This is a genomic window from Stutzerimonas stutzeri (genome assembly GCF_024448955.1).
Taxonomy (GTDB): Bacteria; Pseudomonadota; Gammaproteobacteria; order Pseudomonadales; family Pseudomonadaceae; genus Stutzerimonas; species Stutzerimonas stutzeri_AQ.
Genome location: NZ_JAMOIH010000004.1, coordinates 49,483 through 63,166, shown reverse-complemented (window position 1 = coordinate 63,166; position 13,684 = coordinate 49,483). Strand labels below are relative to the sequence as shown.

General features: G+C 59.4%; 16 protein-coding genes. 9 read left to right on the top strand and 7 right to left on the bottom strand.

The genetic code is table 11. The features are described 5' to 3' along the window. Positions 1-164: 164 nt before the first annotated feature. Positions 165-557 (bottom strand): PA3611 family quorum-sensing-regulated virulence factor, encoded by a 393-nt coding sequence (locus NA645_RS05345; RefSeq protein WP_256047882.1) that lies wholly within the window; start codon positions 555-557, stop codon positions 165-167. Between the two features lie 118 nt (positions 558-675). Here NA645_RS05345 and NA645_RS05340 point away from each other — a divergent pair, with 118 nt between their 5' ends. Further along, positions 676-1,392, top strand: coding sequence for a tRNA-uridine aminocarboxypropyltransferase (locus tag NA645_RS05340; RefSeq protein ID WP_256047881.1), 717 nt, complete (start codon positions 676-678; stop codon positions 1,390-1,392). Between the two features lie 14 nt (positions 1,393-1,406). Here the strand turns inward: NA645_RS05340 and NA645_RS05335 are convergent, their stop codons facing one another. Beyond that, entirely contained in the window at positions 1,407-2,330 is a 924-nt protein-coding gene (locus NA645_RS05335) for a DMT family transporter (protein ID WP_256047880.1), read from the bottom strand. 234 nt (positions 2,331-2,564) lie between these two features. Here NA645_RS05335 and erdR point away from each other — a divergent pair, with 234 nt between their 5' ends. Then, positions 2,565-3,215, top strand: a complete 651-nt coding sequence (gene erdR / locus NA645_RS05330; protein WP_256047879.1) for a response regulator transcription factor ErdR — start codon at positions 2,565-2,567, stop codon at positions 3,213-3,215. Between the two features lie 57 nt (positions 3,216-3,272). Here erdR and NA645_RS05325 read toward each other — a convergent pair whose 3' ends face one another. Next, a complete protein-coding gene (locus NA645_RS05325; protein ID WP_256047878.1) occupies positions 3,273-4,199 on the bottom strand; it encodes a LysR family transcriptional regulator in 927 nt (308 codons plus the stop codon). A 117-nt stretch (positions 4,200-4,316) separates the two neighbouring features. Here NA645_RS05325 and fpr point away from each other — a divergent pair, with 117 nt between their 5' ends. Continuing rightward, positions 4,317-5,093 (top strand): ferredoxin-NADP reductase, encoded by a 777-nt coding sequence (gene fpr, locus NA645_RS05320; RefSeq protein ID WP_256047877.1) that lies wholly within the window; start codon positions 4,317-4,319, stop codon positions 5,091-5,093. A gap of 58 nt (positions 5,094-5,151) precedes the next feature. Here fpr and NA645_RS05315 read toward each other — a convergent pair whose 3' ends face one another. Both NA645_RS05315 and NA645_RS05310 read right to left on the bottom strand, forming a co-directional pair. After that, entirely contained in the window at positions 5,152-5,637 is a 486-nt protein-coding gene (locus tag NA645_RS05315) for a YchJ family protein (protein ID WP_256047876.1), read from the bottom strand. Between the two features lie 4 nt (positions 5,638-5,641). Next, entirely contained in the window at positions 5,642-6,139 is a 498-nt protein-coding gene (locus NA645_RS05310; protein WP_256047875.1) for a DUF6231 family protein, read from the bottom strand. A gap of 206 nt (positions 6,140-6,345) precedes the next feature. Here NA645_RS05310 and NA645_RS20120 point away from each other — a divergent pair, with 206 nt between their 5' ends. Further along, positions 6,346-6,948, top strand: coding sequence for an OmpA family protein (locus NA645_RS20120; RefSeq protein ID WP_131648225.1), 603 nt, complete (start codon positions 6,346-6,348; stop codon positions 6,946-6,948). Between the two features lie 70 nt (positions 6,949-7,018). On the opposite strand, the gene NA645_RS05300 is transcribed toward NA645_RS20120, so the two are convergent. Then, positions 7,019-7,483 (bottom strand): CopD family protein, encoded by a 465-nt coding sequence (locus NA645_RS05300; RefSeq protein ID WP_256047874.1) that lies wholly within the window; start codon positions 7,481-7,483, stop codon positions 7,019-7,021. A gap of 86 nt (positions 7,484-7,569) precedes the next feature. Between NA645_RS05300 and dinG the strand changes: the two genes are divergently transcribed. The 4 genes from dinG to pdxH all read left to right on the top strand — a co-directional run bounded on the left by dinG (position 7,570) and on the right by pdxH (position 12,522). Next, entirely contained in the window at positions 7,570-9,714 is a 2,145-nt protein-coding gene (gene dinG, locus NA645_RS05295) for an ATP-dependent DNA helicase DinG (RefSeq protein WP_256047873.1), read from the top strand. 140 nt (positions 9,715-9,854) lie between these two features. Then, the gene (locus NA645_RS05290; RefSeq protein ID WP_256047872.1) at positions 9,855-11,003 is read left to right on the top strand and encodes a serine hydrolase domain-containing protein; all 1,149 of its coding nucleotides are present in this window, start codon (positions 9,855-9,857) and stop codon (positions 11,001-11,003) included. Between the two features lie 136 nt (positions 11,004-11,139). Continuing rightward, positions 11,140-11,769, top strand: coding sequence for an OmpA family protein (locus NA645_RS05285; protein ID WP_256047871.1), 630 nt, complete (start codon positions 11,140-11,142; stop codon positions 11,767-11,769). A 105-nt stretch (positions 11,770-11,874) separates the two neighbouring features. Beyond that, the gene (gene pdxH / locus NA645_RS05280) at positions 11,875-12,522 is read left to right on the top strand and encodes a pyridoxamine 5'-phosphate oxidase (protein ID WP_256047870.1); all 648 of its coding nucleotides are present in this window, start codon (positions 11,875-11,877) and stop codon (positions 12,520-12,522) included. Positions 12,523-12,589: 67 nt separating this feature from the next. Here the strand turns inward: pdxH and NA645_RS05275 are convergent, their stop codons facing one another. Next, complete coding sequence (locus NA645_RS05275) at positions 12,590-12,826, bottom strand: hypothetical protein (RefSeq protein ID WP_256047869.1); 237 nt, start codon at positions 12,824-12,826, stop codon at positions 12,590-12,592. 179 nt (positions 12,827-13,005) lie between these two features. Between NA645_RS05275 and NA645_RS05270 the strand changes: the two genes are divergently transcribed. Beyond that, entirely contained in the window at positions 13,006-13,467 is a 462-nt protein-coding gene (locus NA645_RS05270; RefSeq protein WP_131648232.1) for a glycine zipper domain-containing protein, read from the top strand. Positions 13,468-13,684 lie beyond the last annotated feature (217 nt).

Genomic DNA, 13,684 nt, shown 5'->3' with positions numbered 1-13,684 from the left:
GCGGAGATCGAGATATCAGCCGCGTGCTTGCTTGGTGCTGCGAACCGCCTTGTTCAATCGAATAAAGACATATCAGTAACGGGCAAGCGAGCACGATTCTTTTGCCAGGCGGCAGGGCAGGCACGCAGCTGCCCTTTTGAGGGGCTTTCAGCAATTAGGGATTTTCAGCAATCGCTAGCACGGTACCTTTCGGTTGTTATCGGCTTCTTGTTTTCGTATTCGCTGAATTCGAAGCGCAACACCGCGCCCTGGTCCATCAGCTGACGTAGGCCATCATTGCTGCAAACACTCGCAGCCAGCTGCGTGCGGACCTGCTTGGGATTGTCGCGCATCTGCGCGGCATGGCGGGGCTGGACGCTCAAATGGTTGACCAGCTCATTACCGTCGACGCTGTACCCTTCGTCGAGGAGGTCGGAGTTGATTGCCCGCGGTGTTCCGACGCTGCTTTCGCTCGCAACTTTCTCGAGTAACGGGCCGAGTGCCTGATCCTGTGCCGAGGCGGTGTGAGCGAAGGGTAGGGCGAGGCTGAGCGTGAATAAAATGGTCAGACGGTGCATGGTGATCTCCAGGTGACTGCCGTCGTTCGACCGGTGCACGTCGGCACGGTTCAGCGGCTGCCATGGTTTCCGGTCAGGCTGCTAAACTGCCGCCCCGCTCAGACTGTTCGAATTTCCCATGCCACATGCTGTAGCCCGTTTGCGTGAAGCGCGCCTGGCCCGTAGCGCCAAGCCATTTATCGCACGCGGATCGCGTACATCGCGCTGCCCACGTTGTCGGGTCGCCACTAGTCATTGCTTATGCGACTGGCTTCCGCAGGTGGCGGCGAACAGTGCGGTGTGCCTGGTCATGCATGACATCGAGCCGCTGAAGCCGAGCAATACCGGCTGGCTGATTGCCGATATCGTTGCCAATACCTACGCCTTCACTTGGCAGCGGGTCGGGGTGGATCCAGCGCTACTGGCGCTGCTCGCCGATTCCCGGTATCAGCCGATTGTGGTGTTTCCCGGCGAGTATGCCGAGCCCGAGCGGGTGGTTTCAGAAGTGGAAGTGTCCTCAGGCAAGCGCCCGCTGTTCATCCTGCTCGATGCGACCTGGACCGAAGCACGCAAGATGTTTCGCAAGAGTCCTTATCTGAGCGGCCTGCCCGTGCTGAGCCTGCAGGCCGAGGCGGTGTCACGCTATCGTTTGCGTCGCTCGACGCGTAGCGAGCATTTTTGCACTGCTGAAGTCGCCGCGTTGTGCTTGGACCTGGCGGGGGACGATCAGGCCGCTGGTGCGCTGGATGCCTGGCTGGATGTGTTCACCGATCATTACCTGGGCGCCAAGCACCACCGTAAGCCTGATCCGGACGACGCCACACATCGGGCATTGGCGGCGTTCAGGCGGTGCTGACCGGGTCGCCGCGATCAGTGCCGGGCTGTTTGCGGAATGTCGCTATCGGCAGCCATCGGTAGCGTCTTGCGCGGCCAAAGCTGCGCGGCGAGCATGCCGACGAACATCAGCGCGCAACCGAAATAGCCGCGCATACTGAGGCTTTCATCGAGAAACACCGCGCCGGCGATCGCGGCGAATACCGCTTCGAGCGACAGAATGATGGCCGCATGCGAGGCAATTGCGTGCTTCTGCGCCACTACTTGCAAGGTGTAACCAACACCCACTGCAAATAGACCGCCATAGATCAAAGCGGGTGCCGCCAGCCAGATGCTGTTCAGACTGGCTTCCTCGAAGATTGCCGCCAGCGCCAGGCTGACCACTGCACAGGTGGCGAATTGCAGAAAGGCCAGGCGGATGGCGTCGTGGCGACTGACGAAGAAACTCACTAGCAAAACGTGCACGCCCCATACGAAGGCCCCGGCCAGTTGAATCCAGTCACCGGAGGCGACCTGGAAGTTGTCGCCGATGCTGAGCAGGGCCATGCCGATCACGGCCAGAATCGCACCTAACCAAGTGCCTGTCCCGGTTCGCTGGCCGATGATCAGCCCCAGCAGCGGTACGACGATGACGTACAGACCGGTGATGAAGCCGGAATTGGTCACGCTGGTGAAGAGCAGGCCGACCTGTTGCAGATTGATGCCCAGTGTTAGCGCAAGCCCCATGCAGAGGCCGCCCAACAGCAGGCTGCGCTGAAAGAAAGGCTCGTGCCGAGCAGCTCCACGGCCCTGATGCAGTAGCAGAGGCAAGAGAACGATGGCGCCCAGGGCGAAGCGCAGGCCAGTAAAAAGGAAGGGGCCGATGTTATCCATTCCGACCCGCTGTGCGACGAAAGCGCTGCCCCAGATCATGGCCGTAATGAGCATCAGGAAATCAGCGCGAAGGGCTTGGTTACGCATGTTTGAGTTCGTCTGGAGAAACCTGCGAACTGTGCATCAAAGCGATGCGATTGGCCACAGATTCATCGGCCCACTAGGCTGGGCCCCTGATTAAATGCGGAACGGTGATCGAATTTCGAGTGGTGGCGCGATATCATCACCGCGGTCCATCAGGAACGCCTCGGGTTCTTCGACCTGAAGTCGGCATCCGGCTCAGGCCGGTGAAAGCGCCAATAAAAAAATCATAGGTCTGCCATGGCTGCTTACGAAATCCTTATCGCTGACGATCATCCTCTATTCCGCAGTGCGCTCCAGCAAGCCTTGACGCTTGGTCTGGGCGACGGCGTGCATTTGTCCGAAGCGGCGAGCATTGCCGAGCTGGAAGCTCAACTGACCCGGACCGTAGATTGGGATTTGGTCCTGCTGGATCTGAATATGCCGGGCGCTTATGGCTTTTCAGGATTGGTGCTGCTCAGAGGGCAGTATCCTCAGCTACCGGTAGTGATGATTTCCGCTCAGGAAGACGCGGCAGTAGTCGCCCGTTCGCGCGAGTTCGGCGCCAGTGGCTTCATTCCCAAATCCAGTTCGCTGGAAACCATTCAAGAAGCGGTGCGAATGGTGCTGGACGGCGACGTCTGGTGGCCCAGCAATATTCAAGACGTTGCCCACGTCAGCCCAGAGGCCAAGGCGGCCAGTGAGGGCCTCGCCAGCCTCACGCCTCAGCAGTTCCGGGTACTGACCATGGTTTGTGACGGCCTGCTGAACAAGCAAATCGCCTACGAGCTGAGCGTGTCCGAGGCGACCATCAAGGCGCATGTCACCGCAATCTTCCGCAAGCTCGGCGTTCGTACCCGGACACAAGCGGCGTTGTTGCTACAGCAGATGGGTTCGATTCCAGGCGGCTGAAGGCTGAGTCACGGTTCGCCGAAGGGCGCGCGGCCCGTAAACCGAGACGATTTACGATCAGGCGATCGATGGTAGGACGATTTCATCGCTGCGCCGTACCCCTGCCGTCAGCGCCCGGCATTGCTCAATAAATTCGCGCATCGCTGCGGTCTGGTATTTCAGCGAATGCCAGATGAAATAAAACTGCCGAGTCAAATCCAGTTCGGGTGTTTCCACCGCAACCAGACTGCCGCGCCGAAACGCGTCGCGCAGTGCCAACCGTGATATGCAGCCGATCCCCAAACCCGATTCGACGGCGCGCTTGATCGCTTCGGTATGTTCCAGTTCGAGCCGGATATTCAGTTTGGCGGGATGATGGCGCATCGCGTGATCGAATGTCCGCCGAGTGCCGGAACCCTGTTCACGAAGGATCCAGGCCTCACGCGAAAGCTCTTCCATGCTTACTTCGGTGCGCCCCGCCAGGACATGTTGCGGTGCGCAGAAGACCACCAGCTCATCTTCTACCCAAGGCAACACTTCGATATCGGCGTGCTGGCAATCGCCTTCGATCAGACCCAGGTCAAGTTCATGTTGTGCGACCTGATGGACAATATGCGCCGTATTTTGCACATGCAGCTTCACTCGGCACTCGGGGTGACGCTGCATGAAACTGCCAATCAGCAAGGTGGCGAGATAGTTGCCAATCGTCAGGGTTGCGCCGACGTTGAGTGAGCCGAAGCCAGTCTTGCCGGCCAGCAGGTCCTCAATGGCCTTGGCCTGATCCAGCAGGCTCACCGCTTGCGGCAGCAGCTGATGACCTAGTGAATTGAGCCACAGGCGCTTGCCGGCGCGGTCGAACAACTGGCAGCCCGATTGCCGCTCCAGTTCGGCCAGCGAAGTACTGGTAGCCGATTGGGACAGCGCAAGACTTTGCGCCGCGCGGGAAACGCTTTCCTGGCGGGCGATGGAAACAAATACCTGAAGCTGACGCAGCGTAAAATGCATATCTATATAACCGATAACATATATCGTTAATATTCACTTAGCGGATATTAACGATGCCGGTAAACTCTCGTAAATATCAAAGCGTGCTCTTCGCGAGCTAGAAGGGGAATCCGTAACATGAGTAACCTGAACGTCGAGCGAGTCCTCAGTGTTCATCATTGGAACGACACGCTGTTCAGTTTCAAAACCACCCGTAATCCAGGGCTGCGCTTTGAAAATGGCCAGTTCGTGATGATCGGTCTCGAAGTCGAGGGCCGACCGCTGATGCGCGCCTACAGCATCGCCAGCCCGAATTACGAAGAGCATCTAGAATTTTTCAGCATCAAGGTTCCGGATGGCCCCCTGACGTCGCGCCTGCAGCACCTCAAGGAAGGCGACTCGCTGATGATCAGCCGTAAGCCTACCGGCACGCTCGTCCTGGACGACCTGCTGCCAGGCAAATATCTCTATTTGCTGAGCACGGGTACCGGTTTGGCGCCATTCATGAGCGTAATTCAGGATCCGGAGACCTATGAGCGTTTCGAAAAGGTCGTGCTGATTCACGGCGTGCGCTACGTGAACGAAGTCGCTTACCGGGAATTCATCACGGAGCACCTCCCGCAGAACGAATTCTTCGGCGAAGCGCTGAAAGAAAAGCTGATCTACTATCCGACCGTGACGCGCGAGCCGTTCGAAAATCAGGGACGCCTGACCGACCTGATGCGCAGCGGCAAGTTGTTCACCGACATTGGTCTGCCTCCAATCAATCCCGAAGATGATCGCGCCATGATCTGCGGAAGCCCGAGTATGCTGACTGAAACCAGCGAGGTGCTGAACAGCTTCGGCCTCAAGGCTTCGCCGCGCATGGGCGACCCAGGGCATTATCTGATCGAGCGTGCTTTCGTCGAGAAGTAAGCGCTCGGTGAAATCGTGAAAGAAGGCCGGCTGGCGCGATGCGTTTGCCGGCCTTTTTTCATATATAGGCAGCGCAGCACTTCTTGAATTTTTGGCCGCTGCGGCAAGGGCAGGGATCGTTGCGACCGGCTTTCAGCTGGACGGTCGGATCGATGAAATACCATTTCCCGTCGTGCTGAACGAAAGCCGAACGTTCATGCTGCGCATGCTGTCCCGCCGGATCGTGCCAGCGAGCGGTGAACGTCACCAGCGCGTGTTCCGGCTGTCCACCAATGAGTTGGCTATCTTCCACTTCCAGCCCGAGCCAGGTGCTCGTGGCGCTCCAGTCTCTCATCGATTGCACGTCTAGCGACTGCTGCTGCACGGGCAGCGTCGTGGCCTTGAGATAATCGACGAGCCCTAAGACGTAGGCGCTATAGCGTGAACGCATCAGCCGTTCCGCACTCGGCGCCGGCTGGCCGCCGTGGTATCGCCCGCAGCACTCGCTGAGCGAGTCGCCGCTGCCGCAAGGGCAATTGGCGTCATGTTGTGTTTCGCTGATCATCGATTCACCACCAATATTTACCGAACATCTGGGGATTGGCCCAAAACTTCGCGTTCAGCCAATCCGGAACCTGCTTGTAAGCAAGCAGGTCGTAGGTGAAGAGGGTCAGGGTCTGGCGGTCACGTTCGAAGTGCGCGCTGATCTGCAGAGCGAGGGCAAAGAAGTCGGTGGCCTGCCAGTCGCATGCATTGAGGTCGATCAGAACCGCGATTCGGTTGGCGTTGAGATTGCGGATGCCACCGAGCAGTTGCAGACCTTCGTGCTTGGGCAGATGTTCGAGGCAATCGGCGACGATCGCCAGATCATAACGTTGGCTCGCCAGTTCGTCGGGCAGCGGAGCGGTCGGGGCGTGGTCGATGTGGCTGTTCAGATGGCTGTGGCTGAACGCATCGACTGCTGGCATGGCGCTACGGCCAACCTGCAGGAGCCGCATCGGCACGTACTGCTCAAGCAGTGCAGCCAGTGCCTGTTGCGGCGATTGTAGTGAGCCGGATGCGATCAAGCCGGGATCCTCGAAGTTACGTACTGCACGCTGCAGATTGCGGTTCGTATGTTTTGCCAAGGTGTAAAGACTAGCGCGACGGCGTGCGCCGTCCTAGTCTCGTTATAACTGGAGCCGCTTTGCCATCCCGCATGGCGCTCTGGCCGATTCCAAACTAGGAGGTTTTACCGATGAGTAGCTTACGGACAGCAGTACCCGTGATTGTAATGACCACCTTCCTGGCCGGCTGTGCAGGGGTGCAAAAGCAGGATTGGCCTAGCTGTGCGGCGGTCGGCGGTGTCACCGGTGCAGCGTTGGGTGCGATAGAAAGCAGCACTTACGCCGGGTACGGTGCCTTGATCGGTGGCGGTGTGGCTGCGGCGTACTGCTGGGCCAACGGTACCGAACAGGAGACGGTCGCCGTGGTCGAGACCGTCGAGCCAACGCCGGTTGCCGAGCCTGAACCAGAGCCCATGGCCGAGCCCGTGCGTGTCGAGCTGGACGTCAAGTTCGACTTCGACCGTGCGCAAGTCAAGCAGGACAGCATGGCCGACATCAAGGATCTGGCTGACTTCATGAAGCAGTATGGCCAGACTTCGACCGTCGTCGAGGGGCATACCGACTCGGTTGGTACCGATGCGTACAACCAGCGTCTGTCCGAGCGCCGTGCCAACGCTGTGCGCGACGTGCTGGTCAATCAGCATGGTCTGGATGGTAGTCGAGTCGACGCAGTGGGTTATGGAGAGTCTCGTCCGGTTGCCGACAACTCGACGGATGAAGGACGGGCCATCAACCGTCGTGTAGAGGCGGAAGTAGAAGCTCGCCCTTAAGGTGTGGCTGAAATGACAAAGCCGGGCACTGCGCCCGGCTTTTTCATGTCGTCGAGTCGATTCGTCTGATTCAGAACAGTGGACGAGCGCTGGCCAGCAAGATAACCAGCAGTCCCAGCAATAGATTGATACCTACCAGCCGGCGGATCCGTCCGAGCGCCGCGCCGCCTTCCGGCCAGTTCTGGGCGGTGATCGCGCGCTTGAGTTCAGGCAGCTGCAGCAACTGGATACGCAGGAACAGCGCCAGCATCACCAGAAACACTCCAGCCATGATGTGTACATAGCGGGGTGCCGCCGCCAGCCCGTCGAAGCGCATGTGCCACATGCCGATACCGCTGATCGGCAATATCAGTACCGTGACCCAGACCCATTTGAAGAAGCGGCGAAATACTTCGGCCCACAACTTCAACCGCTCGGGAGCCTGCAGTTCGGAGACAGCGGCAGGGCGCACTATCATCCAAGCGAAAAACATACCGCCGACCCAGATCATGGCGGCCAGAACGTGTAGCGAATAGGGCAGGGCGAAGGCGGTCACGGTAAATCTCCGGTGGCGATTGAAGAAACGCGCGCTATCATAGCCACCTCTCCGGAATACTGAAAATATATACAGCCCACGCGCCCATGCTCAGCACCGAACTCAAGTCCCAGATCCAGGGCGCCTACTCGCGATTCCTCGAAGCCAAAGGCCTCAAGTCCCGCTACGGCCAGCGCCTGATGATTGCCGAAGTGGCGAAGGTTCTGGGCGCGATCAAGGTTGATGACGAGGGTCGCCGGGACGGTGAGCCTGCGGTCGTCGCGGTCGAGGCTGGAACGGGTACCGGCAAGACGGTTGCCTACAGTCTGGCGACCATTCCGACGGCGAAGGCAGCGGGCAAGCGTCTGGTGATCGCGACCGCTACCGTCGCGTTGCAGGAGCAAATCGTAAACAAGGATCTACCGGACCTGCTGCGCAACAGTGGTTTGAGTTTCTCGTTCGCGCTCGCCAAGGGGCGAGGCCGTTATCTGTGTTTGTCCAAGCTCGACGTCCTGCTTCAGGAAGGCCAGGCGCAGAGCGCTACCGCTCAGCTCTTCGAGGAAGAAGGCTTTCGCATCGACGTGGATGAGCGCAGCGAGAAGCTATTCGGCAGCATGATCGAGAAGCTGGCCGGCAATCGCTGGGACGGCGATCGCGACAGCTGGCCGGAAGAGCTGGCCGATCCGGACTGGGCGCGCTTGACCACAGACCACAGCCAGTGCACCGGTCGTCACTGCCCCAATTTCCAGCAGTGCGCGTTCTACAAGGCGCGGGAAGGCATGACCAAGGTCGACGTCATCGTTACTAACCACGACATGGTGCTCGCCGACTTGGCGCTGGGTGGCGGTGCGGTGCTGCCGGACCCGCGTGACACGCTTTATGTCTTCGATGAAGGTCATCATCTGCCAGACAAGGCCATCGGCCATTTCGCACACTTTACCCGTCTGCGCTCCACCGCCGACTGGCTCGCGCAGATCGAAAAGAACCTGACCAAATTGCTCGCCCAGCATCCGCTACCGGGTGATCTGGGTCGGTTGATCGAGGCGGTGCCAGAGATCGCCCGAGACCTGCGCAGTCAGCAGCAATTCATGTTCAGCGCCTGCGAGCAATTGGCAGATTTCAAGGCAGGCGAGGACATGGAAGGGCGCGAACGGCCAAGACACCGTTTTGTCGGCGGCGTGGTGCCCGAACACCTGATCGAACTGGGCATTGAGCTGAAAAAAGGCTTCGCCAAGCTCAACGATCTGTTCACGCGATTGACCGAGCTGCTGAAGGAAGCGATGGATGGCGAGGCGGGTGTCGGCATCGCCAGCCATCAGGCCGAAGAGTGGTACCCGTTGTTCGGCAGCCTGTTGACCCGCGCTCAGGGCAACTGGGAGCTATGGACGGCATTTACCGTCGACGACCCGGAAGACAGCCCGCCAATGGCACGTTGGCTGACCCTGGCTGAAGGCGGCGCGCTATTCGATATCGAGGTCAACGCCAGCCCGATCCTGGCCGCCGAGACGCTGCGGCGTAATCTGTGGAATGTCTGCTACGGCGCGCTGGTGACCTCGGCAACCCTCACTGCACTGAACAGTTTCGATCGATACCGCATGCGTGCCGGGCTGCCGCGATGCGCAGTGACTGCGGTGGTGCCGAGCCCGTTTCATCATGCCGATGCCGGCGTGCTGCGCGTTCCCAACCTCAATGCCGACCCTCGTGACGCGACCGCGCATACGGCCGCGATCGTACGTGACCTTCCGGCGCAGGTGGAGGCCTCGCGCGGGACGTTGGTGTTGTTCTCGTCACGCAAGCAGATGCAGGACGTATTCGACGGACTGGACCGTGACTGGCGCCGTCGGGTACTGATCCAGGGGAATTTGTCCAAGCAGGAAACGCTGAACAAGCACAAGGCGCGTGTGGATGACGGTGAGAAAAGCGTGCTGTTCGGGCTGGCAAGCTTTGCCGAAGGCGTCGATCTGCCGGGTGCCTATTGCGAGCACGTGGTGATCGCCAAGATCCCGTTTGCGGTTCCCGATGATCCGGTAGAAGCTGCGCTTGCCGAATGGATCGAGGCGCGGGGCGGCAATCCGTTCATGGAAATCGCCGTGCCCGATGCGTCATTACGCCTGGTCCAGGCCTGTGGCCGATTGCTGCGAACCGAAGAGGACCGCGGCACGATTACTCTGCTTGACCGTCGGGTCGTCACTCAACGCTACGGCAAGGCCATTCTCAATGCGTTGCCCCCGTTTCGAAGAGAAATTAGCTAACGCTTTTCGCGGCGATCCGGTACGCCGCATGGGGGCTTATTCAAACGGCTGATGGTTCGGTAATCGACGTCGAGTCTGTTTTCTTGCGTCGGCGCGGCTGGAACAATGCGCTGGATACTTAATAACCAAGGGGCGCGAACGTGCAGGTTCAAGGATATTTCGATCTTCGTTTCGAGGCCGTCAAAGACGCGTTCAGCGATCTGTTCGAGCAGACCCAACAGCGCGGAGCGGCGGTCTGTGTGAAGGTTGGCGGCGAAACCGTTGTCGATCTCTGGGCCGGCGTAGCCGACAATGCCGGTGAGCAAGCCTGGCAAAGCGACACCCTGGTCAATCTTTTTTCGTGCACCAAGACCTTTACTGCGGTCGCCGCCCTGCAACTGGTAGGCGAAGGCAAGCTGCAGCTGGACGAACCTGTCGCAGGTGTCTGGCCGGAGTTCGCCGCCAATGGCAAGCAGGCCATCACCTTGCGGCAGCTGCTTAGCCATCAAGCCGGGCTGCCTGCTATCCGACAGCCGTTGCCCCCAGAAGCGTTGTACGACTGGGAGGCGATGATCACCGCTTTGGCGGCCGAGAGCCCATGGTGGACGCCAGGTGACGGGCATGGATATGCCGCGATTACCTACGGCTGGCTGCTCGGCGAGCTGATCCGCCGCGCCGACGGCCGTGAGCCGGGCGAAGCGATCGTCGCGCGTACTGCCCGATCTTTGGAGCTGGATTTCCATCTGGGGCTGGCCGACGCCGAATTCGACCGGGTCGGCTACTTGACCAGGCAAAAGAACAATTTCGGCGATGCGGCAGCTCAGCGCATGCTCAAGGCGTTGACGGGCGATCCGCAGTCGCTCACCGCTCGCGCGTTCACCAATCCGCCATCGATTATGAACAGTGCTAACAAGCCGGAGTGGCGCCGAATGGTTCAGCCCGCAGCTAATGGACACGGCAATGCTCGGGCGCTGGCCGGCTTTTATGACGGATTGCTGCGAGGTGAGCTGCTCGATTATGAGTTGTTGACCGAGATGACCCGTGAGCATTGTCTCGGTGAAGACCGTACGCTGCTGAGTCGTACTCGTTTCGGCTTGGGTTGCTGGCTGGATCAGCCGGATGTGGAGAGCGCAACGTTCGGTGCGGGGCCCGGCGCCTTTGGCCATCCGGGTGCGGGTGGCTGCATCGGTTTCGCCGACCCGCAGCGCGACTTGGCGTTCGGCTATGTCACCAATACGCTAGGTCCCTATGTCTTGATGGACCCACGTGCGCAGACGCTGGCTAGTACCGTGAACGCTTGCCTGAGTTGAACCGCTCGTCTGTTCGCTATGGCAGAGCTTTTCATAACAATGACCTGCGTCCACAATTTAAGACAAATCCTTGCTTAAGCTACGCGTAGATTCACACGCAACCTGTTTCGCCAACCCACCTCACGGAACCTGGCTCATGAACTTGCCGAAAAGCGCCTTCTTCATTCTCTGCATGGTCATTGGTGGCTGTAGCTCCAACAGCGAGAAACCAAAAGAGACGGTCGTTGTGCCGGAGACTGTTATCGATCATGCCTGGCTGGACGGCTACGAGCCGCGGCTACGCGATGCATTGAAGGACAGTCGCTTCGAGCTCGAGCGGCGTGAGGGTGTGCTGGTGGTCACTGCGCCGGTCGATGCATCGTTCAATCCTGACCGCCCTGGCATGTTGCTGCCTGTGACACTTGGCCCGCTCAGCCGCGTGGCGAAACTGGTCGAAGGTGACGAGAAAACCGCCGTTATCGTGCTTGGTCATGCCGACAGCACTGGATCGCTGGAAATCAATCGCGACATCAGCCGCCAGCGTGCCGGTGCCGTTGCGGCGATCTTTCGTCTCAGCGGCTTGAAGCACGACCGTCTGCGCATTCGAGGGCTGGGCTCGGATATGCCGCGCGCGTCCAACGAGAACGAGGAAGGCCGTGCTCTGAATCGTCGAGTCGAAATGGTGCTGGCACCTCAGCCGACATTGCTGTCGTTGGTTGCCCAGTACAGTGAGGCGCCCACCAAAGAGACCCAGGTTGCGGTTGCCGAGGTGACCAAGGCTAAATAACCAAGCCGCTAAGCCAATTCTTGTTTGGCCTTGTTGTGTTGAATCAAGCGGGACCCAATAGCAAATCGATAAACTTTTGGCTTCGACTGTTTCCAGGATTCCGAGATGACCCAGACCTTGGCCGACATGCGACGCGACTACACGCGCGAAGGGCTCAGCGAAGCGAACGCGCCGGACGAGCCTTTTGCACTCTTTCGCCAGTGGTTCGCTGACGCGGTGCAGACGGAGCAGTTGCCAGTCGAGCCGAACGCCATGACGCTGGCTACGGTCGATGCCGAAGGTCGCCCGCATTGCCGTGTGCTCTTGCTCAAGGCGCTGGATGATCAAGGCTTTACCTTCTTTACCAACTACGAAAGTGCCAAGGCCGAGCAGCTGGCGGCTCGTCCGTTTGCTGCAATGACGTTCTTCTGGCCTAGCCTGGAACGTCAGGTGCGAATCGAGGGGCGGGTCGAGAAAGTTAGTGCTGCCGAGTCCGACGCCTATTACCAGGTGCGGCCGCTGGGGAGCCGCTTGGGAGCCTGGGCTTCACCGCAAAGTCGAGCGATTCGTGATCGGGCCGAGCTCGAGCGGCTGCTCGCCGAGACCGAGCAACGTTTTCTCGATCAGGCGCCTCATTGCCCCCCTCATTGGGGAGGTTACCGTTTGCTGCCGGAGCGGATGGAATTCTGGCAGGGGCGTCCCAGCCGTCTGCATGATCGTCTCAACTATCGGTGCGTCTCCAATAACTGGCAGCGCGAGCGTCTGGCGCCCTGACCGCTGTTACATTCGAGCATGACTGCGTCCACATGGCGGAGGCCGGTATAGCCGGCTCCACCATCAGTCATTTGGCGTCGTAGCGCCCCAATTCTCGCTCCAGCCAACTCTGCAAATCCTTCCTTTTCACACCAGCGCCCTTCGCTGCTGCGAGCCGCTGCAATGCCCACTCTCTCTTTTTTGGATCATTTCCCGCCAGGGATAACGCCAAGTCCCGGTCCGCCCAGCGCCTGAAGCGCACAAACAGCCAGGCATGAAAAACCAGTCCGGCGAGGGTGACAACGGTGATGATGAAGTAGTCCATGAATAGTCTCGTGAAACAGCTTGAACAGCAGCTTACATGCGGGGCGGGATCGCCTCGGGTAAAGTAAGGTCTTAATTCAGAATGCTGAGCAAGGTCGAGACCGCTGCCAAGTGCCTGTTCGTCGCAGGCTCCTGGGCGATGCGGTCGGGAATGCCAACCCGTTTCCAGGAGAGTACTTCATGCGCAACTCCATTTTTGTTGCTTCATTTACCGCCATAGCGCTGACCATCGGTGGCTGTACATCGAATCTCACCGGGGATTCCTATTCCCGCGACGAAGCACGAACGGTTCAGACCGTCCGTTACGGAACTATCGAATCATTACGTCCAGTCAAGCTCGAGGGCACCAAAACGCCTATCGGTAGCGGTGCGGGTGCCGTAGTGGGCGGTATCGCCGGTAGTGGCGTCGGCGGTGGCCGTGGCAGTGCGGTTGCAGCGGTGATCGGCGCGGTGGCCGGCGGCATGCTTGGCGCCGCGGCGGAGGAGGGCATCACCCGGGCACAAGGGGTTGAAATTACTGTGCGGGAGGACGACGGGAACATGCGCGCCTATGTACAGGAAGTTGAGCCCAACCAGGTCTTTCGTGTCGGTCAGCGCGTACGCATCATGACGGTCAATGGTACGAGTCGTATCGCACCGTGAAGTAAACAAAATCTGCAGTAGGCGAACGGTGCGCTGTTGCCGCGCACCTCGATTTTGCTATAAGCATGCCCGCCTGAAACGACGCGCGTTGCGTGGAAGATCAGGCTCAAACTGAGCATCGTCTGGTACGGTGGTTGGGCTGCGCCTTTTGTTTTTCGAAATACTTGAGTCCATGACGTTGCTTCGACCGGTATGGATAATCGGCCCACACCGCCAT

Excerpts from the sequence above, each read along its gene's own strand:
- NA645_RS05345 (WP_256047882.1), bottom strand. The coding sequence starts at position 557 with ATGCACCGTCTGACCATTTTATTCACGCTCAGCCTCGCCCTACCCTTC.
- pdxH (WP_256047870.1), top strand. The coding sequence starts at position 11,875 with ATGACCCAGACCTTGGCCGACATGCGACGCGACTACACGCGCGAAGGG.
- NA645_RS05285 (WP_256047871.1), top strand. The coding sequence starts at position 11,140 with ATGAACTTGCCGAAAAGCGCCTTCTTCATTCTCTGCATGGTCATTGGT.
- erdR (WP_256047879.1), top strand. The coding sequence starts at position 2,565 with ATGGCTGCTTACGAAATCCTTATCGCTGACGATCATCCTCTATTCCGC.
- NA645_RS05335 (WP_256047880.1), bottom strand. The coding sequence starts at position 2,330 with ATGCGTAACCAAGCCCTTCGCGCTGATTTCCTGATGCTCATTACGGCC.
- NA645_RS05270 (WP_131648232.1), top strand. The coding sequence starts at position 13,006 with ATGCGCAACTCCATTTTTGTTGCTTCATTTACCGCCATAGCGCTGACC.
- NA645_RS05275 (WP_256047869.1), bottom strand. The coding sequence starts at position 12,826 with ATGGACTACTTCATCATCACCGTTGTCACCCTCGCCGGACTGGTTTTT.
- fpr (WP_256047877.1), top strand. The coding sequence starts at position 4,317 with ATGAGTAACCTGAACGTCGAGCGAGTCCTCAGTGTTCATCATTGGAAC.
- dinG (WP_256047873.1), top strand. The coding sequence starts at position 7,570 with ATGCTCAGCACCGAACTCAAGTCCCAGATCCAGGGCGCCTACTCGCGA.
- NA645_RS05325 (WP_256047878.1), bottom strand. The coding sequence starts at position 4,199 with ATGCATTTTACGCTGCGTCAGCTTCAGGTATTTGTTTCCATCGCCCGC.
- NA645_RS05315 (WP_256047876.1), bottom strand. The coding sequence starts at position 5,637 with ATGATCAGCGAAACACAACATGACGCCAATTGCCCTTGCGGCAGCGGC.
- NA645_RS05340 (WP_256047881.1), top strand. The coding sequence starts at position 676 with ATGCCACATGCTGTAGCCCGTTTGCGTGAAGCGCGCCTGGCCCGTAGC.
- NA645_RS20120 (WP_131648225.1), top strand. The coding sequence starts at position 6,346 with ATGACCACCTTCCTGGCCGGCTGTGCAGGGGTGCAAAAGCAGGATTGG.